A 23631-nucleotide genomic window follows, 5' to 3' on the forward strand; every position below is an offset into this window, starting at 1 on the left:
TACACTCGTTCCCCAATCAGCCGCCCCAGCGCCCTCATCCCGAGGGCGTTGTCCATTTGCCGCCCCCACCGACCCCGATGACCAGTGCCGTCCCCGCCGATTACAGCCACCACACGCCGATGATGCAGCAGTATTTCGGCCTCAAGGCCGAGCATCCGGACACGCTGCTCTTCTACCGGATGGGGGACTTCTACGAGGTCTTCTACGACGACGCGCGCAAGGCCAACGCGCTGCTCGACGTCACGCTGACGACCCGCGGCCAGAGCGGCGGCGAACCCGTGGTGATGGCCGGCGTACCGGTGCACTCGCTGGACTCCTACCTCGCCAAGCTGATCAAGCTCGGCGAGTCCGTCGCCATCGCCGAGCAGACCGGCGAGGTCGGCGTCGGCAAGGGCCCCGTCGAGCGCAAGGTCCAGCGCGTCGCCACGCCCGGCACCGTCATCGACCAGGAGCTGCTCGCCGACAAGCAGGACTCCGTCCTGCTGGCCGTCGCCACCCAGGGCAAGACCCTGGGTCTGGCCTGGCTCTCGATGACCCAGGGCCAGATCGGACTGGCGCAGTGCAGCGAACGCGACCTGCCGTCCTGGATCGCCCGCCTGTCGCCGGCCGAAGTCCTGGCCGACCGCGAGAAGCATCCGCAGGCCGTGCTGGCCGCCAAGCTGCCGATCACCAACCGCCAGAACTGGCATTTCGACGCGCCCCTGGGCAACCGCAAGCTCTGCGAGCAGCTCGGCGTGATCAACCTGCAGGGCCTCAACGCCCATGACCTGCCCGTCGCCCACGCGGCGGCGGCCTGCCTGCTGACCTATGCCGAAAGCACGCAGGGCGCGCGCGCGCTGACCCACTTGAAGAGTCTGCGCGTGGTGCGCAGCTCCGACCTGCTGGACCTGCCACCCGCCACGCAACGCAACCTGGAGCTGACGCAGACGCTGCGCGGCGAAACCGCGCCCACGCTGCTGTCGCTGCTGGACACCTGCCGCACCGGCATGGGCAGCCGCACGCTGCGCCACTGGCTGCTGCATCCGGAACGCGACCGCAGCACCGCCCGGGTGCGCCAGGACGCCATCGCCGAGCTGATGGTCGCCGGCGTCGAGCCGCTGCGCGAGGCGTTCCGCCAGGTCTCCGACGTCGAGCGCATCACCGCGCGCATCGCGCTGCGCCAGGTGAAGCCGCGCGAACTCGCCGGCCTGCGGGCGACCCTGCTGATCCTGCCCGAACTGGCCCAGACCGTGCCCGGCGGCGCGGCCCTGCTGGAACAGCTGTCCGAAGGCCTGCGCGCCTCGCCGCACATCGCCGAACTGCTGAGCCGCGCGATCGCCGAGGAACCGCTGGCGCTGATCCGCGACGGCGGCGTGATCGCCAAGGGCTTCGACGAGGAGCTCGACGACCTGCGCGCCGTGCAGACCGACTGCGACAAGTTCCTGCTCGCGATGGAGGTCCGCGAACGCGCCCGCACCGGCATCAACAACCTGCGCGTCAAGTTCAACAAGGTGCACGGCTTCCACATCGAGGTCACCAACAGCGGCCTCGGCAAGATCCCCGCCGACTACACCCGCCGCCAGACGCTGACCAACGCCGAGCGTTTCATCACGCCCGAGCTCAAGGCCTTCGAGGACAAGTCGCTGTCCGCGAACGAACGCGCGCTGGCCCGCGAGAAGATGCTCTTCGAGCTGGTCATCGATCAGCTCACCGAGGAACTGCCGGCGCTGAGCCGCCTGGCGCGCTCGCTCGCCTCGCTGGACGCGCTGGCGGCGCTGGCCGAACGCGCGGCGACGCTGAACTGGTGCCGCCCGGAGTTCGTTCCGCATCCCTGCATCGACATCCAGGGCGGCCGCCATCCGGTGGTCGAGGCCCGCCTGCGCGAGACCGGCGGCGGCGAGTTCATGGCCAACGACTGCCGCCTGGACGCCCGCACCAAGCTGATGGTCATCACCGGCCCCAACATGGGCGGCAAGAGCACCTTCATGCGGCAGGTCGCGCTGATCGCGCTGCTGGCGGGCATCGGCGCCTACGTGCCGGCGAGCGCCTGCCGGCTCGGCCCCATCGACGCGATCCACACGCGCATCGGCGCGGCGGACGACCTTGCGAACGCGCAGTCCACCTTCATGCTCGAGATGACCGAAGGCGCCGCCATCCTGCACAGCGCGACGGAACAGTCGCTGGTGCTGATGGACGAGATCGGCCGCGGCACCTCGACCTTCGACGGCCTGGCGCTGGCCGGCGCGATCGCCACCCACCTGCACGACAAGTGCCGCGCGTTCACCCTGTTCGCGACGCACTACTTCGAGCTGACCGAGTTCCCGGCCAAGCACCCGCAGGCGGTCAACATGCATGTGTCGGCGGTCGAGAGCGGCGAGGACATCGTGTTCCTGCACGAGATCCAGCCGGGCCCCGCGAGCCGCAGCTACGGCGTGCAGGTCGCGCGGCTGGCCGGCATGCCGGGTCCGGTGGTGCGCCAGGCCCGCGCGGCGCTGGAAGCGCTCGAAGCCCGGGCCACCGAAGGCGAGTCGCAGATCGACCTGTTCGCCGCACCGCCGGAACCCGCGCCGGGCGCGGCGGCGCAGGAACCGTCCGAACTGCTGGACGCGCTGCGCGACCTCGATCCCGATGCGCTGAGCCCGCGCGAGGCCCACGCGGCGCTGTACCAGCTCAAGCTGCTGGCCGCCGGCCGCGACTGAGCCGGCGCCTCAGCCCTTTCCGCTTTTTCCGCCCTTTCCGCCCTTTCCACCCGACAGGCCCTCCCCGCCCATGGACGCCGCCAAGACCCTCGTCTTCTCGCATGCCAACGGGTTTCCGGCGGGCTGCTACCGGGTGCTGTTCGACCGCTGGCGCGACGCGGGCTGGACCGTGCACGCCCTGCCGCGCATCGGCCACGATCCGCGCTATCCGGTGACCAGCAACTGGCCGCACCTGCGCGACGAGCTGCTGCACTTCATCCAGGACGAGGTCCGGCCGACCGGACCGGTGATGCTGGCGGGACACTCGCTCGGCGGGCTGCTGTCGCTGCTGGTCGCCTGCCGCAAGCCGGGGCTGGCGCGCGGGCTGGTGATGCTGGACTCGCCGGTGATCGACGGCTGGCGCGCGCACAGCGTGCAGGTGGTGAAGTCCACCGGTCTGATGAAGCGCATCTCGCCGGGCAAGATCTCGCACCAGCGGCGCTACGAATGGCCCAGCCTCGACGAGGCGCATGCGCACTTCGCCGCCAAGAACAAGTTCGCACGCTGGGATCCCCGCGTGCTCAAGGACTACATCGCCAGCGGCTTCGACGCGCACGAGGACGGCCAGGTGCGCCTGGGCTTCAAGCGCGAGATCGAGACCCGCATCTACAACACGCTGCCGCACAACCTGCCGCGCATCCTGAAGGGCCACGCGCCCAAGTGCCCGGTGGCTTTCATCGCCGGCACGCAGTCGGAGGAACTCCGGCACGCCAACGCGGCCGGCTCCAAGGCGCTGGCCAAGGACCTGTTCCGCTGGTTCGAAGGCACCCACCTCTACCCCTTCGAAAGACCCGACGACACGGCTGCCCTCGTCCTCGAACTGATGGGCGACATCGAGGCCAAAACGGCATCGCTATAATCGCGCTTTACCACCACGGCGTTTTCGGGATTCCGCTCGGAAGTCCCCGCGCTGCAAGACAATGACCAAGTACGTCTTCGTCACCGGCGGTGTCGTGTCCTCTCTCGGCAAGGGCATCGCATCGGCCTCTCTCGCGGCCCTTCTCGAGTCCCGCGGCCTCAAAGTCACCCTGATCAAGCTGGATCCCTACATCAACGTGGATCCGGGGACGATGTCGCCGTTCCAGCACGGTGAAGTGTTCGTGACGGACGACGGGGCGGAGACCGACCTGGACCTGGGTCACTACGAGCGCTTCATCACCACGCGGATGAAGAAGAGCAACAACTTCACCACCGGACAGATCTACATGTCGGTGCTGGAGAAGGAACGCCGCGGTGACTACCTCGGCAAGACCGTCCAGGTGATCCCGCACATCACCAACGAGATGCAGGATTTCATCCGTCGCGGCGCCGGTCACGGCACGCCGGACGCGGTGGACGTGGCGATCGTCGAGATCGGCGGCACGGTCGGCGACATCGAGTCGCTGCCCTTCCTCGAAGCCGCGCGTCAGATGAGCCTCAAGATGGGCCCGACGAACGTCGCGTTCGTGCACCTGACCTACGTGCCGTGGATCGCCGCGGCCGGCGAACTCAAGACCAAGCCGACCCAGCACACGGTGCAGAAGCTGCGCGAGATCGGCATCCAGCCCGACGCGCTGCTGTGCCGCGCCGACCGCCGCGTGCCCGACGACGAGCGCGAGAAGATCTCGCTGTTCACCAACGTGCCCGAGTACGGCGTGATCTCCATGTGGGATGTGAACACCATCTACAAGGTGCCGCGCGTGCTGCACGAGCAGGGCCTGGACCAGCTGATCTGCACCAAGCTGCAGCTCAACACCAAGTCCACCGACCTGAAGCGTTGGGACACGCTGGTCAACGAGGTCGAGAACCCCAAGACCGAAGTCACCATCGCCATGTGCGGCAAGTACACCGACCTGTCGGACAGCTACAAGTCGCTGAACGAGGCGCTGCGCCACGCCGGCATCCACAACCACGCCCGCGTCAACATCGAGTACGTGGACTCGGAGACGCTGGACGCGGAACACTCGAAGCAGCTCGACAAGTACGACGCGATCCTGGTGCCCGGCGGCTTCGGCAAGCGCGGCGTCGAGGGCAAGATCCTCGCCGCCCAGTACGCCCGCGAGCACAAGACGCCTTACCTGGGCATCTGCCTGGGCATGCAGGTCGCGACCATCGAGTACGCGCGCCACAAGGCCCACCTGGACGGCGCAAACTCGACCGAGTTCGAACCCGACGCGCCGCACAAGGTGATCGCGCTGATCGACGAATGGCAGGACGCGGACGGCTCCATCCAGAAGCGCAACGCCCAGTCCGACCTCGGCGGCACCATGCGCCTGGGCGCGCAGAGCTCCGACGTCAAGCCGGGCACGCTGGCCTACGAGATCTACGGCCCGGTGGTGAACGAGCGTCACCGCCACCGCTACGAAGCCAACGAGCAATACCTGGAACAGCTGCAGGACGCCGGCCTGGTGATCTCGGCGATCACGCAGCGCGAGAAGCTGACCGAGATCGTCGAACTGCCGCGCACCGTGCACCCCTGGTACATGGGCGTGCAGTTCCACCCGGAGTTCAAGTCGACCCCGTGGGACGGCCACCCGCTGTTCATCGCGTTCATCAAGGCCGCGCTGGAACACAAGGCCAAGGCCGGCCACGAGGTCAGCGCCCCCGCGGCGGCCTGATCCGCGCCGGGATCCGGACGACTTCAGACACCCACGAACGAGACACCGCCCATGCCCGCCTTCATCATTGCCGACGTGACCGTGACCGACGCCGACCAGATGGCGAAGTACCGCGAATGGAGCACGAAGGCGATGCAGGAGCACGGCGCGGAGGTGCTGGTCCGCGGCGGCGCGTTCGAGGTGCTGGAAGGCCCCTGGACGCCGAACCGCCTGGTGGTGCTGAAGTTCCCCGACCGCGCGGCGGCCAAGGCCTTCTACGACTCCGAGACCTATCAGCATGCCAAGTCGCTGCGCGAGCACGCCGGCGTCATGCGCATGATCGTGGTCGACGGCGTCTGAATGAATGGCTCCCCCCTACGCGCTCGCGCGCGCCCCCCAAGGGGGCAAGCCAGAGGGCCCGGCAAAGCCGGTTCCCTCGGCTTCGCTTGATAAGTCGGCCCTCTCGGGCCTCTGACTGACGCCCAAGATGTTCAGCACAGGTAACCCGTTGCTGGCACCATGCGCGCCGACCGAGTTTTTTCACTTCTGGAGACTGTTCCCATGAGCGCCATTGTTGACATCGTCGGCCGAGAGATCCTCGACAGCCGCGGCAACCCCACCGTGGAATGCGACGTGCTGCTGGAGTCCGGCGTGATGGGCCGCGCGGCCGTGCCGTCGGGCGCGTCCACCGGCTCGCGCGAAGCCATCGAACTGCGTGACGGCGACAAGTCGCGCTACCTGGGCAAGGGCGTGCTGAAGGCCGTCGAGCACATCAACACCGAGATCTCGGAAGCCGTGCTGGGCCTGGACGCCTCCGAGCAGGCCTTCCTGGACAAGACCCTGATCGACCTGGACGGCACCGAGAACAAGAGCCGCCTGGGCGCGAACGCCATGCTGGCCGTGTCGATGGCCGTGGCGCGCGCCGCCGCGGAAGAATCGGGCCTGCCGCTGTACCGCTACTTCGGCGGCATGAGCGGCAACCAGCTGCCGGTGCCGATGATGAACGTCATCAACGGCGGCGCGCACGCCAACAACTCCATCGACCTGCAGGAGCTGATGATCATCCCCGTGGGCGCGCCGTCGTTCCGCGAGGCGCTGCGCTGGGGCGCGGAAGTCTTCCATGCGCTGAAGAAGATCATCGACGCCAAGGGCATGTCGACCGCCGTCGGCGACGAAGGCGGCTTCGCCCCGAACGTCGAGAACCACGAAGCCGCGATCCAGATGATCCTGGAAGCGATCGACAAGGCCGGCTACACCGCCGGCGAGCAGATCGCCCTGGGCCTGGACTGCGCCGCCAGCGAGTTCTACAAGGACGGCAAGTACGTGCTGGAAGGCGAAGGCGGCATCCAGCTGACGGCCGAGCAGTGGACCGACATGCTGGCCACCTGGGTCGACAAGTACCCCATCATCTCGATCGAGGACGGCATGGCCGAAGGCGACTGGGACGGCTGGAAGCACATCACCGAGAAGCTGGGCGACAAGGTGCAGCTGGTGGGCGACGACCTGTTCGTCACCAACACCAAGATCCTGAAGGAAGGCATCGACAAGGGCATCGCCAACTCGATCCTGATCAAGATCAACCAGATCGGCACGCTGACCGAGACCTTCGCCGCCATCGAGATGGCCAAGCGCGCCGGCTACACGGCCGTGATCTCGCACCGCTCGGGCGAGACCGAAGATTCGACCATTTCCGACATCGCGGTCGGCCTGAACGCCGGCCAGATCAAGACGGGTTCGCTGTCGCGTTCGGACCGCATGGCCAAGTACAACCAGCTGCTGCGCATCGAGGAAGACCTGGGCGACGTGGCGGTGTACCCGGGCCGCGCGGCGTTCTACAACCTGCGCTGATCGCCTGCGCCGCCCCCCTGCTCCGGCGGGGGGTTGTCGGCAAGGTGCACGGCGCCAACCGTGTGCACCGCGCGGGCGCTCCCCGCGTTCGAAGGGCAGGCCAGCGGGCCTGCCCTTTTTCGTTGCAGCTAAACTCGCGGCCTGTGAAAGCCCTGGCCATCGTCCTCACCGCGTTCCTTGTCGCCATCCAGGCCCAGCTCTGGTTCGGCAAGGGCGGACTGGCCCGCGGCGTCCAGTTGCGTGCCGAGCTGCGCGAGCAGGCCGACGCCAACGAGAAGGCCCGCGCGCGCAACGCGCAGCTGCAGGCCGAACTGCTGGACCTGCGCGAAGGCCTGGAGATGGTCGAGGAAAAGGCCCGCATGGAACTGGGCATGGTCAAGCCGGACGAGGTCTTCGTCCCGCTGCGGCGCTGAGGCGCCGGGACACGCGACAATCTCCCTCTCCGCACTTTCCCTTCCGCATACCCGCATGCTTTCGCCGATGGATGCCGTGCTCGCCTGGGCGCTGTCGCCCGCCTTCCATGCCCTGGGCAGCCCGATCAGCTGGCTGGAGCTCGTCGCCTTCGCGCTCGCGATCTGGATGGTCGTCTGCAACATGCGCGTGCAGGTGATGGCGTGGCCGCTGGCGCTGACCAGTTCGCTGCTCTACTTCCTGCTGTTCTGGAGCGGCAAGCTCTACGGCGAGGCGTCGCTGCAGCTGCTGTTCGCGGCACTGGCGCTGTGGGGTTGGTGGCAGTGGATGCGCGGCCGCACCGCAGACGGCGACACCTTGCACGTGCGCACGCTGGGGCCCAAGGGCCGGGTCACCGCCCTGCTGTTCACGCTCGCGGCCTGGCCGCTGCTGGGACTGTTCCTGCAGCACCGCACCGATTCCCCCCTCCCCTATTGGGATGCCCTCCCCACGGTGGCCAGCATCACCGGCCAGTGGCTGCTCGGCCGCAAGTACCAGGAGAACTGGCCCGTCTGGGTGATGGTCAACCTGGTCAGCATCGGACTGTTCGCGCTGAAGGGCTACTGGCTGACGGTCGTGCTGTACGCGGTGTTCGTGCCGATGTCGGTGGCGGGCTGGCGGGCGTGGCAACGACAGCTGCGACCGGCGGCGATCGCCGCCTGAGCGGCGACACCTGACCCCGTCGACCCGAAGCGTCCGCGCCTGCCGTTCTCCCATGACCCTGCACATCGCCCTCGTCGGCGCCGAGAGCACCGGCAAGAGCCGCCTCGGCGTCGCGCTACTGGCGCACCTGAGCGCCCAGACGCGGCTGCGTTGCGCGCTGGTCGGCGAGTACCTGCGCGAGTGGTGCGAGCGCGAGCAGCGCACGCCGCGCCCTGACGAGCAGCGGGGGATCGCCGAGGAACAATGGCGCCGGGCCGAAGCCGCCGCGACGGATCACGACCTCGTCCTGCACGACACGACGCCGCTGATGACCGCCGTCTACAGCGAGCAGCTCTTCGACGACACCAGCCTCTACCCGTTCGCCCTTCAGGTCCAGGCCCGCATGGACGCCACCCTGCTGATGGCGCTCGACCTGCCCTGGATCGCCGACAACATGCGCGACGGTCCGCATGCGCAGCAGCCCACCGACCGCCTGCTACGCCGCGCGCTGCGCGACGCGGGCCTGGGCTACAGCCTGGTCTCGGGCAGCGGCCCGGAGCGGCTGCAGCAGGCGCTCAACGCGCTCGGTCCGCTGCTGAGGCCGCACCTCGGCCGCGAGGACGGTCTCTTCGGCCGCCTGCTGCAGCGCGAGGAAAGCCTGGGCGGTGACGGCCGTTGGCAGGGCTGCGAACTCTGCGACGACCCGGCGTGCGAGCACGCCAGCCGCACCGCCAGCCGCGACGCCGAACGCCCACCGCGCGACTGAACGCGGCACTCACGGCGCCGCCACACAGGCGAGGCACAATCCGCCGCTTCGGTCTCGCAAACATTTGCGAGCATCGAATTTTTCGAGATTCATGGCGTTCCTGGAGCCTCCCCGATGAACCGTCCTTCCGTCCGCCGCCCGTTGGGCGCCCTGTCGATGCTGCTGAGCGCGGCGCTGCTCGCCGCCTGCGGATCGCTGAGCTCCTCCGGACCGCAGGCGCCGCTGCCGCCGTCGCTGGACGCGCCGGGCGCCGCCAAGACCGTCAAGGCCGCAAGACCTGCCACCGCGACGGTGGCCGTCAAGGTGCTGGCGATCAACGACTTCCACGGCAACCTGCTCCCGCCGGCCGGCGGCATCAAGCTGCCGGACCCGCAGAACCCCGACAAGACGATCACGCTGGAGGCCGGCGGCGCCGAGCGCATGGCGACCGTGGTCGCGCAGATCAAGGCGAAGAATCCCAACCACGTGTTCGTGGCCGCCGGAGACCTGGTCGGCGCAAGCCCGCTGCTGTCGGCGCTGTTCCATGACGAGTCGACGATCGAGTCGCTCGGCATGATGGGCTTGGACATCTCCTCGGTCGGCAATCACGAGTTCGACCAGGGCATCGAGGAACTGCTGCGCAAGCAGCGCGGCGGCTGCCACACGAAGGACGGCTGCAAGGGCCCGACCGAGTTCAAGGGCGCGAAGTACCAGTACCTCGCCGCCAGCACCATCGACGAGAAGACCGGCCAGTCGGTGCTGCCGGCCTACGCGATCAAGCGCTTCGACGGCGTGCCGGTGGGCTTCATCGGGCTGTCGCTGAAGGGCACGCCGGAACTGGTCAGCCCGACCGGCATCCGCGGCCTGCGCTTCGACGACGAGGCCGAGACGATCAACCGCCTGGTGCCCGAGCTCGAGCGTCAGGGCGTGCACGCCTTCGTCGTGCTGATCCACGAAGGCGGCTACCCGACCGGTGGCATCAACGAGTGCCCGGAGATCTCCGGACCGATCGTCGACATCGTCAAGAAGCTGGACAAGCGCGTCGGCCTGATCGTGTCGGGCCACACGCACCGCGCCTACAACTGCCGCGTCGACGGCCGGCTGGTCACCAGCGGCGACAAGTACGGCACCCTGGTCACCGAGATCGACCTGACCCTGGACCGCGCCACCGGCACGATGACCGAGGTCCGCGCCAACAACGTCGTGGTACGTCCGGAGACGGCGAAGGACCCGCGCCAGACGCTGCTGATCAGCAGCTACCAGCACGTGGCGCAGCCGCTGATCGAGCGCAAGGTCGGCTTCCTGGCCCAGGCGCTGAGCAAGGAAGGCGACGACAGGAGCGACGGCGGCGGCACGACGATGGGCCAGCTCGTGGCCGATGCCATGCTGGCCGCGACACGCGCGCCGGAGAACGGCGGCGCGCAGGTCGCGTTCCAGAACATCGGCGGCGTGCGCACCGGACTGATCCATCGCGACGACGACACGGTCACCTACGGCGACCTGTTCGCAGCGCTGCCGTTCTCGAACGCGCTGGTGGTGGTGGAACTGTCAGGCGCGCAGCTGCAGGCCGTGCTGGAAGAACAATGGTGGGCCAACGACCCGAAGAAATTCCTGCCGCTGCAGACCTCTCAAGGCTTCAGCTACCGCTGGGACAACCGCCGTCCCTTCGGCTCGCACGTGGTGCCCGGCAGCATGACGCTGAACGGCAAGGCCGTCGCGCCCGACCAGAAGGTCCGCGTCGCGATCAACAACTTCCTGCAGGTGGGCGGGGACAGCTTCAAGACCTTCACGACAGCGCGCCTGGTGCAGACCGGGCCGATGGACGTGGATGCGCTGGAAGCCTACTTCAAGGCCCATGGGACCCAGCGCGTGAAGCCCACGGCGCTGGATCGCTCAGTGCGGGTGGATACGCCCTGACCATTCGAAGAACGACTTCGGAAAGCCAGGCGCGGGCTCTCCGCGACGCAGGGGGCATCGCGTCCGCGAACCCCCAGCATCACTCCGGCCCCACAAGCACTCGCTGACCCCCGTTCTTGGCGCGGCGGTGCAGCGAGGCGGCGTCGTTACTGGACGTTCTTCGAACCCGGAGCCTGGTTCTGCGGGTCGGTGAAGAGCTCGCCGACATCCACCGGGTCGAAGACATAGTGGTTGCCGCAGAACTCGCAGCCGATCTCGACACCGCCCAGCTCGGCCAGGATCTCGTCGACCTCCTGTCTGCCCAGACCCAGCAGCATGCGGCCCACGCGCTCGCGTGAGCAGGTGCAGGCAAAGCGCGGGTATTGCGGATCGAAACGGCGGACGTTCTCTTCCCAGAACAGGCGACGCAGGATGGTGTCGCTGTCCAGCGTCAGCAGCTCTTCCGCAGTCAAGGTCGCAGCCAGCATGCTGATGCGGTTGTAGGCGTCCTCCATCTCCTCGCGCGCGACACCCGAGGAAGCGCCCGGCTCGAGGTTGCCCTCGCCTTCGATCGGCAGGCGCTGGATCAGCAGACCGGCAGCGAGCTGGTCGTTGGCGGCCAGCACCAGCGTGGTCTCCAGTTGCTCGGACTGCCGCATGTAGTGCTGCAGCACGTCGCTGAGCTTCTCCAGCGGCTGGCCCTGCGGACCGCTCAGCGGCACGACGCCCTGGTAGGGCTGCTGACCCGGCAGGCGATCCTTCGGATCGAGCGTGATCGCGACACGACCCTGGCCGTGCACGTTGAGCATCTGCTGCAGGGTCGCGCCGTCGACCACCGTCTCGCGCGTCTTGGCGGTGGAGCGGAAGCTCGCATCCGGCTGCACTTCGACGACCGCCAGCTTCAGCGGCCCGTCGCCCATGACCTGGAAGATCAGCGCGCCGTTGAACTTGATGTTGGCCTGCATGAGCACGCCGGCCGCGGTCATCTGGCCGAGCAGGTCGCGCACGGCCGGCGCCAGCGGCTCCTTGCGGCGGCCGAGCAGTTCCTTCCAGCTGTCGTCGAGCCGGACCAGCATGCCGCGCACGGGCAGGCCTTCGAAGAGAAATTTGTGGAGCTCGCTCGGAGCGGGCTTGATGGACGTCGCCATGGGGGTTCCTTTGAATTCGAGTTATCTGGGGGCGGATTGAGGATCGTCAATGCGGACGAGTTCCTCGGCGTAGCGCTGGCCGTTCCTGACGTAATGGGCGGCGCTCATCGCCAGGCCCTGGATCTGCTGCGGCGTGAGCTCGCGCACGACGCGCGCGGGCGAGCCGACGATGAGGCTGCCGTCGGGAAATTCCTTGCCCTCGGTGACCAGCGCACCGGCGCCGACCAGGCAGTTGGCGCCGATGCGCGCGCCGTTGAGCACGACCGCGCCGATGCCGATCAGCGCGTTGTCGCCGACGGTGCAGCCGTGCAGCATGACCTGGTGGCCGACGGTGACGTTGCGGCCGAGGACCAGCGGCATGCCGGCATCGGCGTGCAGGACGCTGCCGTCCTGGATGTTGCTGCCGGCGCCGATGGTGAGGTGTTCGCTGTCGCCGCGCAGGACGGCGTTGAACCAGACGCTGACGTCGTCCCCGAGCGTGACGCGGCCGACGACCTGCGCGCTGTCGGCGACCCAGACGCCGGTGCCGAGTTCCGGCGTGTGTTCGCCGAGGCGGTAGACGGCCATGCGGTTCTCCAAAAGGGATAATTCTACGAATGGAACTTCGAACCCGCGCGCTGCAGGTGCTTCTCATCGCGGAGCCGCAGACCAAGGCGCTCGCGGCCCGTGAGCTGTACCGGGCGGCAGAGGCCGCCGAGCTCGACGTCGCCGCCCTCCTCACCCCCGACACCGAACCGCCCGGACGCCCGGAACGGCCGCGGCTGCTCGCCGCGCTGCAGGTGGGCTCGCGCTCGCCGTTCACGCCGGAAGGCCGCGCGGCGCTGATCCACGCGATCGCGCACATCGAGTTCAACGCGATCAACCTGGCGCTGGACGCGGTCTGGCGTTTCCCGGGCATGCCGCGCGCCTACTACCTCGACTGGCTGCAGGTCGCGTCCGAGGAGGCGCTGCACTTCACGCTGCTCGACGAGCATCTGCGCGGCCTGGGCAAGTCCTACGGCGACTTCGACGCGCATGACGGCCTGTGGACGATGGCGATGCGCACGGCGGGCGACGTGCTCGCGCGCATGGCGCTGGTGCCGCGCACGCTGGAGGCGCGCGGGCTGGACGCGACGCCGCCGCTGCAGGCGAAGTTCGCCAAGGCCGGCGACGCGCGCGCGGTGGAGATCCTCGACGTGATCCTGCGCGACGAGGTCGGCCACGTCCGCATCGGCAACCATTGGTACCGCCACCTGTGCCGCGAGCGCGGGCTGGATCCGCTGACGCTCTATCCCGAACTCGTGGAACGCTACGAGGCGCCGCGGCTGCGCCCGCCGTTCAATGTCGAGGCGCGCAGCGCCGCCGGCTTCAGCGATGAAGAAATCGCCTACCTGAGCAGCTGACCGCCGCACTGCCTGCCAACTCCGGCGGAAGCTGCTGCTGCAAGCCTCCCCTGCCAGCCCAAGAAGGCTGACCCGTCCGTGCCATCCGGCGCGGGCGCCGAGATCCCCGACACTCCCGCCCATGACCCGCATCCAAGCCAATCTGCTGCTGACCCTGATCGCGATGATCTGGGGCTCGGCCTTCGTCGCCCAGGCCCACGGCATGGAGAGCATCGGTCCGATGATGTTCACCGGCATCCGCTTCCTGATCGGTGCGCTGGTGGTGCTGCCGTTGATCGTGCGCGAGCGTCGCGCGCCGGGCGCGACGGTGCTTCGCGGCAGCGACGCGCTGAAGATCATGGGACTGGGCGCGCTGCTGACCACGGGCGCGGCGCTGCAGCAGATCGGCATCCAGTACACGTCGGTGACCAACGCCGGTTTCCTGACCGCGCTGTACGTGCCGCTAGTGCCGCTGCTGGGCTGGCTGGTGCTGCGCCACCTGCCGCACTGGTCGGTGTGGCCGGGCGCGCTGGCCTGCCTGGTGGGCGCCTTCCTGCTCTCGGGCGCGCATGAACTCGACATCGGCGTGGGCGACGCCTGGGTCATCGCCTCCTCGCTGCCGTGGGCGGTGCACGTGCTGCTGGTGGGCATGGTCGCGGACCGGATGAACGCGCCGTTCACCGTGGCGGGCGGGCAGTTCCTGTTCTGCGGCGTGGTCGCGCTAGTCTGGGCGCTGTTCTTCGAATCGTGGAGCTGGGCCGGCATCGAAGCCGCCGCCGGGCCCATCCTGTACACCGGCGTGCTGTCGGTGGGCGTCGCCTTCACAGGCCAGGTCGTCGCGCAGCGCTACGCGCACGCGGCGGACGCCGCGATCATCCTGTCGTCCGAGACGCTGTTCGCCGCCGTCTTCGGCTACCTGATGATGGGCGACCGCCTCAACGGCGCCGGACTGCTGGGCTGCGCGCTGATCCTGGGCGCGATGCTGCTGATCCAGCTGCTGCCGATGCTGCGCGTGCTGCGGCCGCGCACGACCTGACCCTCGACATGCCTGACAGAGCTTGCCCAGCGTGGGTCGGACGTCAGTCCAACGGGAACGCGCTTGTCTTCTTGACGGTGCGCAGCACCAGCATGGAGTTCGCCTTCGCCACGCCGGGCAGTTGCATGAGTACATGCGTGTGCAGGCGCTCGAGGTCCTCGGCGTCCTTGTAGGCGAAGCGCAGCAGGTAGTCGTTGCTGCCGGCGACGTAGAAGCAGTCGAGGATGTCGGGCGCATCCTTCACGGCCTGTTCGAACTCGGCCAGCGCGGCGGGCGTCATGCGCTCGACGTTGACGATGGTCCAGCTCGTCCCCGGCTTACCGATCGCTTTCGGATTGAGCAGCGCGACCACGCGGTCGATCACGCCGGAATCCTCCAGCCGCTTGACCCGCCGCAGGCACGCCGACGGCGACAGATGGACCTGCTGCGCGAGGTCCTGATTCGAGATGCGCGCATCGCGCTGCAAGACCGCGAGGATGGCGCGGTCGATCGCATCCAGTTGCACTTCCTTGATCATGAACGGCATTCTGTTCGAAGATTTCGCCATGAAGCCGCACTGGATTGCGTCATTGAGGGTTTCCCCGCCGCCGGAACGCTCACCGATTGCGCGCGCGCTTGCCTAGACTGGATCCATCGCTGAGCCCCACCGCTGAGCCTATCGATCACGCGCGCCGACCGCGCTCCGGGAGTTCTCATGTCCACGCCTGCCCGCCCCGACCTCGACGCCTACTGGATGCCGTTCACGGCAAACCGCCAGTTCAAGCAGTCGCCGCGCCTGCTGACGCGCGCCGACGGCATGTTCTTCACCGACGACCAGGGGCGGCAGATCCTGGACGGCGTGGCCGGCCTGTGGTGCGTGAACGCGGGCCACAACCGGCCGCGCATCGTGAAGGCGATCCAGGAACAGGCGGCGGAACTCGACTTCGCGCCGCCGTTCCAGATGGCGCATCCGAAGGCGTTCGAGCTGGCCTCGCGGCTCGCGGAGATCGCACCGGACGGCATGAACAAGGTGTTCTTCACCAACTCCGGATCGGAGTCGGTGGAGACAGCGCTGAAGATCGCGCTGGCCTACCACCGCGTGCGCGGCGAAGGCCAGCGCACGCGCCTGATCGGCCGCGAACGCGGCTATCACGGCGTCAACTTCGGCGGCATGTCGGTGGGCGGGATGGTGGCGAACCGCAAGATGTTCGGCTCGCTGCTGGCGGGCGTCGACCACTTGCGCCACACGCACGACATCGGCCGCAACGCCTTCAGCGTCGGCCTGCCGCCGCACGGCGCGGAACTGGCCGACGACCTGGAGCGGATGGTCGCGCTGCACGACGCGTCGACGATCGCCGCGGTGATCGTGGAGCCGGTGGCCGGCTCGGCCGGCGTGCTGATCCCGCCGCAGGGTTACCTGCAGCGCCTGCGCGAGATCTGCGACAGGCACGGCATCCTGCTGATCTTCGACGAGGTCATCACGGGCTTCGGCCGCACCGGCAGCCCCTTCGCGGCGCAGACCTTCGGCGTGACGCCGGACCTGATGACGGTGGCCAAGGGCCTCACCAACGGCTGCGTGCCGATGGGCGCGGTGTTCGCGCAGCAGCGCATCCACGACACCTTCATGACCGGGCCGGATCACCTGATCGAGTTCTTCCACGGGTACACGTACTCGGCGCATCCGCTGGCCTGCGCAGCGGGCATCGCGACGCTGGACACCTACGCGGAGGAAGGACTGCTGACGCGGGCGTCGGAACTGCAGGGCTACTTCGCCGAACAGCTGCATTCGCTGCGCGGCGAACCCCACGTCATCGACGTGCGCAACCTCGGCCTGGTCGGCGGCGTCGAGCTGTCGCCGCGCGCCGGCGAGCCGACCAAGCGCGCTTTCGAGACCTTCCTCGACTGCTGGCAGCAAGGCGTGCTGATCCGGACGACCGGCGACATCCTGGCCTTGTCGCCGCCGCTGATCGCGGAGCGGGAACACTTGGATCGGATGATCGATGCAATCCGGGTGGCCCTGCGGCGCCTGAAGTGAGGACGCTTTCCACCTGCTTTGGCCAGGGCGTTGGCCGCCAGAGCGCAGGGCCTTGGCGTCAAGCGCCAAGACCCCGCGCTCTGCCGTCCCCCATCACTTGCTGACTGCCCGCAGTTCTTTGCGGACCATCAGCTTGAGCCCCGACCACACCTCGCTCACCGCGCAGACCTTCACGTCAACCCAGCCGAGCGGCAGGCACTCCTCGCGGATGACGTCCTCGGTGATGGTGGTCGGGACCTTCGAGGACTTCTTCGGCCATGAGATCCACAGCGCCGCATCGTCGCGCAGCTTCGCGCGCAAGGCCTTCAACTGATGCGCGAGGTCTTCGCGTTCGATGAGGAACACGTGCGCGACGTCGACCTGGGTCGACGGCTGCTTCGCGCGCGTGACACCCTCGGGCATCGGCGCGAGCCAGTCCTCGTAGCCCTCGGGCGCACTCAAGGTCCACAACGTGCTGCCCGCCTGGATCCCCAGCTTGCGTGCGAGGGGCGTTCCCGAGTAACCCGCCGCCGTCGCTCCCACCCCTGTCGCCATGTCTGAGCCCTCCCTGCGTCGGGCATCATCACCCACCATGTCCAACGCCACAACCGACCGCACACCCGCGACCGCAACGACCGCTCCTGCCGCCGAGACCACCGCGGCGGCCGCAACCGCTCACGGCGCCCACGGCCACCATGTCCCATGGCTCTCCTACCTGAGCCTGGCGGCCAGCACGAGCGTGATCGGCAGCTATGTCGGACTGTCCAAGCTGCTGGTGGTCGTGTTCCCGGTCTTCCTGCTGGCCTTCCTGCGCTTCGGCATGGCCGCCGTGTTCATGCTGCCGTGGCTGCGGCGCGGCCCGACCGAGAAGCCGCTCACCGGCCGGACGCGCTTCCTGCTGTTCCTCGAATCCTTCTTCGGGAACTTCCTGTTCTCGATCTGCCTGCTGTTCGGGATGAAGCACAGCTCGGCCGTGGTGGCCGGCGTGATCATGGCCGGCATCCCGGCGACCGTCGCGCTGATGAGCTGGATCTTCCTGCGCGAACGCATCGCGCCGCGCACGCTGTTCGGCATCGCGATGGCGGTCGGCGGCATCGCGATGGTGGCGCTGAGCAAGCACGGCGACGGCGCGGGCGCCGCGACGTCCGGCCTGGGCGCGCTGCTGCTCGTCGGCGCGGTCTGCTGCGAGGCCAGCTATGTCGTCATCGGCAAGCGCCTGGCCGCCGAGCTGCCGCCGCGCCGCATCAGCGCGCTGATCAACCTGTGGGGCCTGGTCCTCGTCACGCCGCTGGGCCTGTGGCAGGCCGTGGACTTCGACTTCGGCAGCGTCGCGATCAAGGACTGGGGCCTGCTGCTGTTCTACGCCATCGCCGCCAGCACCGTGACCGTCTGGCTGTGGATGAAGGGCCTGCAGCACGTGAGCGCCGCCAAGGCCGGCGTCTTCATGGTGTTCCTGCCGATCTCGACCGCGCTCATCGGGCTGGTCCTGCTCGGCGAGCAGATGAGCGGCATCCAGCTGCTCGCCTACGCGCTGGCGCTGGGCGGGGTGGTGCTGGCCACCTGGCCGGGGCGCGCGCCCGCCTGACGACCGCCTTCGGCGGCCCGTTCTCCGGGCCCGCGGCATGCCCGCCGGACGTTCCAACCGGTCTTGTCGGGGATTACACCGGTCTCCATCTAGTTTTACTACCAATGTAATACCATTCGGAGATCCGGCCCGCTAAGATGGGTCGATCGAACTTGCCCGGACGGCTGACGCCCGGGCCGCCAACGCCCCGCCGATGAACGCGAACGCCCCTTCCCCGGCTCCTACGCCTGCTTTCCCGACCGCTGCCAGTCCCGCCGCCAGCCAGGCCGACTGGGAAAGCTGGATCGCCAGCTGGTATGCCGTCCTGCGGCAACCCGTGCGTACCGGTGTGAGTCCTTTGACGCCGAAATCGGTCGCGACGTCGGCTCAGGATGGTTCCGGTACCAAGGTCGGGGCGTCGTCGCAACAGACGTCGCCACGGACACCGCACGTGCTGGTCTTCGCGCCGCATCCGGACGACGAATGCATCGTCGGCGCGCTGCCGCTGCGGCTGCGCCAGGAGGCCGGTTGGCGCGTCACCAACATCGCCGTGACGCTGGGGAGCAAGCAGGACCGCCGCGCCGAGCGCTGGACGGAACTCGGCGCCGCCTGCGACGTGCTGGGCTTCGACCTGCGCCTGCTGGCCGCGGACGGCTTCGAACAGGTGAAGCCCGAAGCCGCCGCCGCGCGCACGCCGCTGTGGCAGCAGCAGGTGCGCCTGGTCGCCGAACTGCTGGTCGCCGAGAAGCCCGCGCTGATCCTCGTGCCGCATGCGGGCGACGGCATCCCGACGCACATCGGCGTGCACCTGCTGGTGAGCGAGGCGCTCGCGCAGGCGAAGATCTCCACGGTCTTCGCGCACACCGAGTTCTGGGCCACTCAGCCCCTGCCGACGACGCTCGTCGAGACCGGCCAGCGCGACACCGCGCTGCTGGTGCGCGCGCTGGCCTGTCATCACGGCGAGATCGCCCGCAATCCGTATCACCTGCGCCTGCCGGCCTGGATGGCCGACAACGTGCGCCGCGGCGGCGAGCTGCTCGCCGGCCCGGGCGAGGCGCCGCCGGACTTCGCCTTCGGCACGCTGTACCGCCTGACGCGCTGGGTCGACGGCGCACCCGCCGGCGAGCTGCCGAACACGCACTGGTCCTGCGACGCAGCGCTCGATCCGGACGCGCTGCTCGGCGCCTGAGCCGAGGATGAACGCCGGTTCAGCCGGCTGATCGTCGCGCGCGGCGTTCCTCAACTTCAACTCATCGCCGTCCGCGCTTTCGGCATACGCGCCCCGCACGCGGACGCGATGCGCAGCCTCGGGCGGGCCTATGCTTCGGGTTCCTTTTTCGAGCCCTTCCGCCACGCCATGAGCGACGCCCGCACCGACCACCCGACCCACCTCCGCGTCCACCAGTTCGCCGGCCTCAAGCCCGGCCCCAAGCTGCTGGTGACGGGCGCCGTGCACGGCAACGAGGTCGCCGGCGTCAGCGGCATCCAGCGCGTGCTGGCGATGCTGGACGAGGGCGCGCTGACGCTGCTCAAGGGCACGCTGACGATGATCCCCATCGTCAACCCGCTGGCCCACCGCCTGCAGCGCCGCGAAGGCGAGCGCAACCTCAACCGCAACCTGCGCGTCAATCCGATCCCGCAGGATTTCGAGGACCGCATCGCCAACCGCCTGTGCCCGTGGATCGCCGCCAGCGACGTGCTGCTGGACCTGCACAGCTTCAACAACCCCGGCCCCGCCTTCGCGATGATCGGCCCGCGCGACAACGACGGCGAGCTGGAGCCCTTCCGCCACCAGGCCGCCGAGAGCGCGCTGGCGATGGCGGTGGGCACCTCGCGCCTGGTCGAAGGCTGGCTGTCGACCTACGCGCTGGGCCTGAAGCGCCGCGCCGACAAGGCCGCGGACGGCTCGCGCAAGATGGCGCTGCAGCAGGACCCGCACTACGGCGTCGGGACCACCGAATACATGCGCAGCACCGGCGGCTACTGCATCACACTGGAATGCGGCCAGCACGCCGATCCGCAGGGCCCCGAGGTCGCGTTCAAGGCGATCCTGCGCACGCTGGTGCTGCTGGGCATGATCGCGCCGGAAGGCGTCGAGCTCGCCGATCCGAAGCGCCCCGTCGAGGTGCTGCAGCTCTACGAGGTCGTGGACCGCGAGAGCCTGGACGACCGTTTCGAACGTCCCTGGGCCAGCTTCGACGCGATCGCCGAGGGCGAACGCATCGGCACCCGCGCCGACGGCACGCCGGTGCTGGCGCCCTCCGGCGGCCGGATCGTGTTCCCGAACAACAACTCGGAACCCGGCCACGAGTGGTTCTACCTCGCAAAGCCCAGCGACCGCGTGTTGACTTGAGCTTCTGGCTAGAGTCGGCGACATGAACGACACCACCGATTCCAAGAGCCAGCCGCTGCAGCCGCTGCGCATCGATTTCGTCTCCGACGTGGCCTGCCCCTGGTGCGCCGTCGGCCTGAAGTCGCTGGAGACCGCCCTCGCCCGCGTGCCGGACGTGCCGGTCGACATCCACTTCCAGCCCTTCGAGCTGAACCCGCAGATGGTCCCCGAGGGCGAGGACATCGAGGAGCACCTGACGCGCAAGTACCGCTCCACGCCCGAGCAGCGCAAGGACATCCGCGCGCACCTGAAGCAGCGCGGCGCCGACGTCGGATTCACCTTCACCGAAGGCGCGCGCAGCCGCATCTGGAACACCTTCGACGCGCACCGGCTGCTGCACTGGGCCGGGCTGCAATCGGCGCAGGCGCAACGCGACCTGAAGCTCGCGCTGCTGACCGCGTATCACACCAACGGCAAGAACCCGGGCGACCGCGAGACGCTGCTGGAGACGGTACGCGAGATCGGCCTCGACGCCACCGAAGCGGCGCGCGTGTTCGACAGCGGTGAGTTCGCCGACGAGGTGCGCGAATCCGAATCGCTCTGGCAGAGCCGGGGCATCAGCTCGGTGCCCGCGGTCGTGATCAATGAGAAGTACCTGATCTCCGGCGGCCAGCCGCCGGAGGCCTTCGAGCAGGCGCTGCGCCAGATCGCCAGCGAACAGCAGGCGTCAGCGTCGTAACGAACGCAAGGGGGTTGTTCCGCTGCCGGCGAGGCCCCCAGACCTGAGACAATCACCACATCGTCTGAACGGGGCCCGCGCCCTCCGCGTGGCCCCGTTTTCATTGCTGTAGTCCTGACGTTGTCGCGAGTTGTCGTCCGTATGTTCAAGAACCTGATCGTTTACCGCCTGGCCGCCGACTGGCAGCCCAATGTCGAGAAGCTCGAGGACGCCCTCGAGAACGAACGTTTCGTCCCCTGCGGCGCCACCGAGGCGCTGTCCGCCGGCTGGGTGCCGCCGCGTGGCGAACCGGGCGCGCGATTGCTGGAGGAGATCGGCGACCACTGGCTGCTGAGCCTGCGCATGGAAAAGCGCGTGCTGCCCGGCTCGGTGGTGCGCGAAAAGGTCGACGAGATGGTCGAGCGCATCGAGCTGGAGACCGGCCGCCGCCCCGGCAAGAAGCAACAGCGCGACATGAAGGAGCAGGCCACGCTGGAGCTGCTGCCGCGCGCGTTCACGCTGCAGTCCCACCTGCGGGTGTGGATCTCCCCCAAGCAAGGCTTCCTGATGGTGGATGCGGGCTCGATCGGCAAGGCCGACGAGCTGATCACGCTGCTGGTGAAGGCCGATTCGTCGATCAACCTGCACCTGCTGCAGAGCGCCGAATCGCCGGCCGCCTGCATGGCCGCGTGGCTGATGGACGGCGTGCCGCCCGCGGACTTCGTCATCGACCGCGACTGCGAACTCAAGGCCGCCGACGAGATGAAGGCCGCCGTGCGCTACGCCCGCCACCACCTGGACACCGACGAGGTGAAGGCGCACCTGACCAGCGGCAAGATGCCGACTCGTCTGGCCATGACCTGGAAGGAGCGGGTCTCCTTCACGCTCACCGACACGATGCAGATCAAGGGCATCAAGTTCCTGGACGTAGTGTTCGACGGCCGCGACAAGCCGGCCAAGGACGAGGCCTTCGACGTCGACGCGGCGCTGGCCACCGGTGAACTCGCGCAGTTGATCCCCGACATGATCGAAGGCCTGGGCGGCGAGCTGGACTTCATCGGCCAGTCGGCCAAGATCGCTGCGGAACATGCCCCGGGCAGCGCGTCGTCCAAACCGGCCGCATCGGAATCGGCATCCGACGCCACGGCGGCGAAGTCGTCCAAGACGGCCTCGCCCGCCAAGGACGAGGACCTCGCCGCCGAGGCGGCTCCCTGGGACTGAGCGTCCCGAGCCTGCTGCGTCTGCCATGACACACGCCAGCGCCGCGGACACCGACTGGGTGCGCCACGGCGCGGGCCAGGACGGCCTCGATCGACTCGAGGCCTTTTTTCATGGCGAGGCCTACACCCCGCATCGCCACGACACCTACGCCATCGGCAGCACGCTGAGCGGCGTCCAGTCCTTCACCTACCGCTCGTCGTTGCGGCACAGCCTGGCCGGGCACACGGTCGTGCTGCATCCCGACGAGCCGCATGACGGGCACGCAGGCACTGACGCCGGCTTCCGCTATCGCATCCTCTACCTGGCGCCGGCCCGGCTGCAGGAGATGCTGGGCGGCGTCGCCCTGCCCTTCGTGCCGGGCGGCGTGTCGACGGACCCCCGACTCGCCCGCGCGACGCGCGCCCTGCTGGCGCAACTCGCCGCGCCGCTCGACGCACTGGAACAGGACGACGGGCTGCTCGAACTCGCCACCGCCTTGCAGCTCGCGGCCGGCTCGACGCCGCGGCCCGTGCGCGGCGACTACCGTGCCGCGCTCGTCGCACGCGAGCTCATGGACGACCGGCTCGACAGCGTCGTGACGCTGGACGAACTCGCCGAGGCCGCGGGGCGCGATCGATGGAGCCTCTCGCGCGACTTCCGCGCCAGCTTCGGCACCAGCCCCTACCGCTATCTGACGCTGCGGCGCCTGGACCTCGCGCGCCGGTTGATGCTCGCCGGGCAGCCGCTCGCGGACTGCGCCGCCCACGCCGGCTTCGCGGACCAGAGCCACCTCACACGCCAGTTCGCGAAGGCCTTCGGCGTCACGCCGGCGCGGTGGTTGCGCATGTCGGGCAGGCGCCTGCCAGGCAGGACCGAGACGACCTAGACGACCTAGACGCACGATCGTTCAAGACGCGCTGCGCAGCGGTCGCCAAGATGGGCGCTCCCGACTGACTTCCACGCGCACACCGCCTTGAACGCCATGACAACGACCGCCCCCACGCCGGCCCCGCTCCGGGACTATCGCGCCGTCAACCTCGCCGACAAGCTGTCGCTGCTGCATGAGCAGTGGTCGCAGCGCGTGGTGGCCGAGATCAACGACTACCAGTTCAAGATCGCCAAGGTCGAAGGCGACTTCGTGTGGCACGCGCATGCCGAGACCGACGAGGCCTTCCTCGTCGTGGCCGGCGAGCTGCGTCTGGAGTTCCGCGACGGCGCGGTCACGCTGCGCGCGGGCGAGCTGTTCGTCGTCCCGCGCGGCGTGGAGCACAAGCCCAGCGCCGCCCAGGAGACGCACATCCTGGTCGTCGAGCCCCGCGGCGTGCTCAATACCGGCGCCGAGCACAACGAGCGCACGCAGCCGAACGACCGGTGGGTGTGACCATCGAACGCCGTTGAACGGCGT

At 68.8% G+C, this 23631-nt stretch carries 23 protein-coding genes; 19 read left to right on the forward strand and 4 right to left on the reverse strand.

What is annotated here, in order from left to right:
- Nucleotides 1-77 precede the first annotated feature (77 nt).
- The 9 genes from mutS to ACQZ13_RS19870 all read left to right on the forward strand — a co-directional run bounded on the left by mutS (nucleotide 78) and on the right by ACQZ13_RS19870 (nucleotide 10895).
- Nucleotides 78-2678 carry a DNA mismatch repair protein MutS gene (gene mutS, locus ACQZ13_RS19830; RefSeq protein WP_431047394.1) on the forward strand — a complete coding sequence of 867 codons (2601 nt, stop codon included), beginning with the start codon at nucleotides 78-80 and terminating at the stop codon, nucleotides 2676-2678.
- 70 nt (nucleotides 2679-2748) lie between these two features.
- Entirely contained in the window at nucleotides 2749-3576 is an 828-nt protein-coding gene (locus tag ACQZ13_RS19835; protein WP_431047396.1) for an alpha/beta hydrolase, read from the forward strand.
- A 61-nt stretch (nucleotides 3577-3637) separates the two neighbouring features.
- The gene (locus tag ACQZ13_RS19840; RefSeq protein WP_431047398.1) at nucleotides 3638-5314 is read left to right on the forward strand and encodes a CTP synthase; all 1677 of its coding nucleotides are present in this window, start codon (nucleotides 3638-3640) and stop codon (nucleotides 5312-5314) included.
- A gap of 51 nt (nucleotides 5315-5365) precedes the next feature.
- Nucleotides 5366-5653: a DUF1330 domain-containing protein gene (locus tag ACQZ13_RS19845; RefSeq protein ID WP_431047400.1), complete on the forward strand. Its 288-nt coding sequence runs from the start codon at nucleotides 5366-5368 to the stop codon at nucleotides 5651-5653.
- A gap of 201 nt (nucleotides 5654-5854) precedes the next feature.
- Nucleotides 5855-7141: a phosphopyruvate hydratase gene (gene eno / locus ACQZ13_RS19850; protein WP_088405489.1), complete on the forward strand. Its 1287-nt coding sequence runs from the start codon at nucleotides 5855-5857 to the stop codon at nucleotides 7139-7141.
- Between the two features lie 143 nt (nucleotides 7142-7284).
- Complete coding sequence (ftsB, locus tag ACQZ13_RS19855) at nucleotides 7285-7554, forward strand: cell division protein FtsB (protein ID WP_431047403.1); 270 nt, start codon at nucleotides 7285-7287, stop codon at nucleotides 7552-7554.
- 55 nt (nucleotides 7555-7609) lie between these two features.
- The gene (gene pnuC / locus ACQZ13_RS19860; protein ID WP_431047405.1) at nucleotides 7610-8254 is read left to right on the forward strand and encodes a nicotinamide riboside transporter PnuC; all 645 of its coding nucleotides are present in this window, start codon (nucleotides 7610-7612) and stop codon (nucleotides 8252-8254) included.
- 52 nt (nucleotides 8255-8306) lie between these two features.
- The gene (locus ACQZ13_RS19865) at nucleotides 8307-8999 is read left to right on the forward strand and encodes an AAA family ATPase (RefSeq protein WP_431047407.1); all 693 of its coding nucleotides are present in this window, start codon (nucleotides 8307-8309) and stop codon (nucleotides 8997-8999) included.
- 114 nt (nucleotides 9000-9113) lie between these two features.
- Nucleotides 9114-10895 carry a bifunctional metallophosphatase/5'-nucleotidase gene (locus tag ACQZ13_RS19870; RefSeq protein WP_431047409.1) on the forward strand — a complete coding sequence of 594 codons (1782 nt, stop codon included), beginning with the start codon at nucleotides 9114-9116 and terminating at the stop codon, nucleotides 10893-10895.
- Nucleotides 10896-11041: 146 nt separating this feature from the next.
- On the opposite strand, the gene ACQZ13_RS19875 is transcribed toward ACQZ13_RS19870, so the two are convergent.
- On the reverse strand, nucleotides 11042-12022 hold the full coding sequence (locus tag ACQZ13_RS19875; RefSeq protein ID WP_431047411.1) for an Hsp33 family molecular chaperone HslO: 981 nt from the start codon (nucleotides 12020-12022) through the stop codon (nucleotides 11042-11044).
- A gap of 21 nt (nucleotides 12023-12043) precedes the next feature.
- Nucleotides 12044-12589, reverse strand: a complete 546-nt coding sequence (locus ACQZ13_RS19880) for a gamma carbonic anhydrase family protein (protein ID WP_431047413.1) — start codon at nucleotides 12587-12589, stop codon at nucleotides 12044-12046.
- A gap of 29 nt (nucleotides 12590-12618) precedes the next feature.
- Here ACQZ13_RS19880 and ACQZ13_RS19885 point away from each other — a divergent pair, with 29 nt between their 5' ends.
- Together ACQZ13_RS19885 and ACQZ13_RS19890 are read left to right on the forward strand one after the other, a co-directional pair.
- A complete protein-coding gene (locus ACQZ13_RS19885) occupies nucleotides 12619-13404 on the forward strand; it encodes a ferritin-like domain-containing protein (RefSeq protein ID WP_431047415.1) in 786 nt (261 codons plus the stop codon).
- Between the two features lie 121 nt (nucleotides 13405-13525).
- A complete protein-coding gene (locus tag ACQZ13_RS19890; protein ID WP_431047417.1) occupies nucleotides 13526-14419 on the forward strand; it encodes a DMT family transporter in 894 nt (297 codons plus the stop codon).
- A 43-nt stretch (nucleotides 14420-14462) separates the two neighbouring features.
- Here the strand turns inward: ACQZ13_RS19890 and ACQZ13_RS19895 are convergent, their stop codons facing one another.
- Nucleotides 14463-14936 (reverse strand): Lrp/AsnC family transcriptional regulator, encoded by a 474-nt coding sequence (locus ACQZ13_RS19895; RefSeq protein ID WP_377155933.1) that lies wholly within the window; start codon nucleotides 14934-14936, stop codon nucleotides 14463-14465.
- Between the two features lie 177 nt (nucleotides 14937-15113).
- On the opposite strand from ACQZ13_RS19895, the gene ACQZ13_RS19900 reads away from it, so the two are divergent.
- Nucleotides 15114-16433, forward strand: a complete 1320-nt coding sequence (locus ACQZ13_RS19900) for an aspartate aminotransferase family protein (protein WP_431047419.1) — start codon at nucleotides 15114-15116, stop codon at nucleotides 16431-16433.
- Between the two features lie 93 nt (nucleotides 16434-16526).
- On the opposite strand, the gene ACQZ13_RS19905 is transcribed toward ACQZ13_RS19900, so the two are convergent.
- Nucleotides 16527-16967 (reverse strand): DUF3052 domain-containing protein, encoded by a 441-nt coding sequence (locus tag ACQZ13_RS19905; protein WP_431047421.1) that lies wholly within the window; start codon nucleotides 16965-16967, stop codon nucleotides 16527-16529.
- A 37-nt stretch (nucleotides 16968-17004) separates the two neighbouring features.
- Between ACQZ13_RS19905 and ACQZ13_RS19910 the strand changes: the two genes are divergently transcribed.
- The 7 genes from ACQZ13_RS19910 to ACQZ13_RS19940 all read left to right on the forward strand — a co-directional run bounded on the left by ACQZ13_RS19910 (nucleotide 17005) and on the right by ACQZ13_RS19940 (nucleotide 23607).
- Complete coding sequence (locus tag ACQZ13_RS19910; RefSeq protein WP_431047423.1) at nucleotides 17005-17997, forward strand: DMT family transporter; 993 nt, start codon at nucleotides 17005-17007, stop codon at nucleotides 17995-17997.
- Between the two features lie 430 nt (nucleotides 17998-18427).
- Nucleotides 18428-19165, forward strand: a complete 738-nt coding sequence (locus ACQZ13_RS19915) for a PIG-L deacetylase family protein (protein WP_431047425.1) — start codon at nucleotides 18428-18430, stop codon at nucleotides 19163-19165.
- 168 nt (nucleotides 19166-19333) lie between these two features.
- Nucleotides 19334-20329, forward strand: coding sequence for a succinylglutamate desuccinylase/aspartoacylase family protein (locus ACQZ13_RS19920; RefSeq protein WP_431047427.1), 996 nt, complete (start codon nucleotides 19334-19336; stop codon nucleotides 20327-20329).
- 22 nt (nucleotides 20330-20351) lie between these two features.
- A complete protein-coding gene (locus ACQZ13_RS19925; protein WP_431047429.1) occupies nucleotides 20352-21047 on the forward strand; it encodes a DsbA family oxidoreductase in 696 nt (231 codons plus the stop codon).
- Nucleotides 21048-21188: 141 nt separating this feature from the next.
- Nucleotides 21189-22247, forward strand: a complete 1059-nt coding sequence (locus tag ACQZ13_RS19930; protein ID WP_431047431.1) for a recombination-associated protein RdgC — start codon at nucleotides 21189-21191, stop codon at nucleotides 22245-22247.
- Between the two features lie 25 nt (nucleotides 22248-22272).
- Entirely contained in the window at nucleotides 22273-23112 is an 840-nt protein-coding gene (locus tag ACQZ13_RS19935) for an AraC family transcriptional regulator (protein ID WP_431047433.1), read from the forward strand.
- A 96-nt stretch (nucleotides 23113-23208) separates the two neighbouring features.
- Complete coding sequence (locus tag ACQZ13_RS19940) at nucleotides 23209-23607, forward strand: cupin domain-containing protein (protein WP_431047435.1); 399 nt, start codon at nucleotides 23209-23211, stop codon at nucleotides 23605-23607.
- The last annotated feature ends 24 nt before the right edge of the window (nucleotides 23608-23631 follow it).

The sequence above is a fragment of the Roseateles sp. L2-2 genome (genome assembly GCF_050613215.1).
Lineage (GTDB): Bacteria > Pseudomonadota > Gammaproteobacteria > Burkholderiales > Burkholderiaceae_C > Roseateles > Roseateles noduli.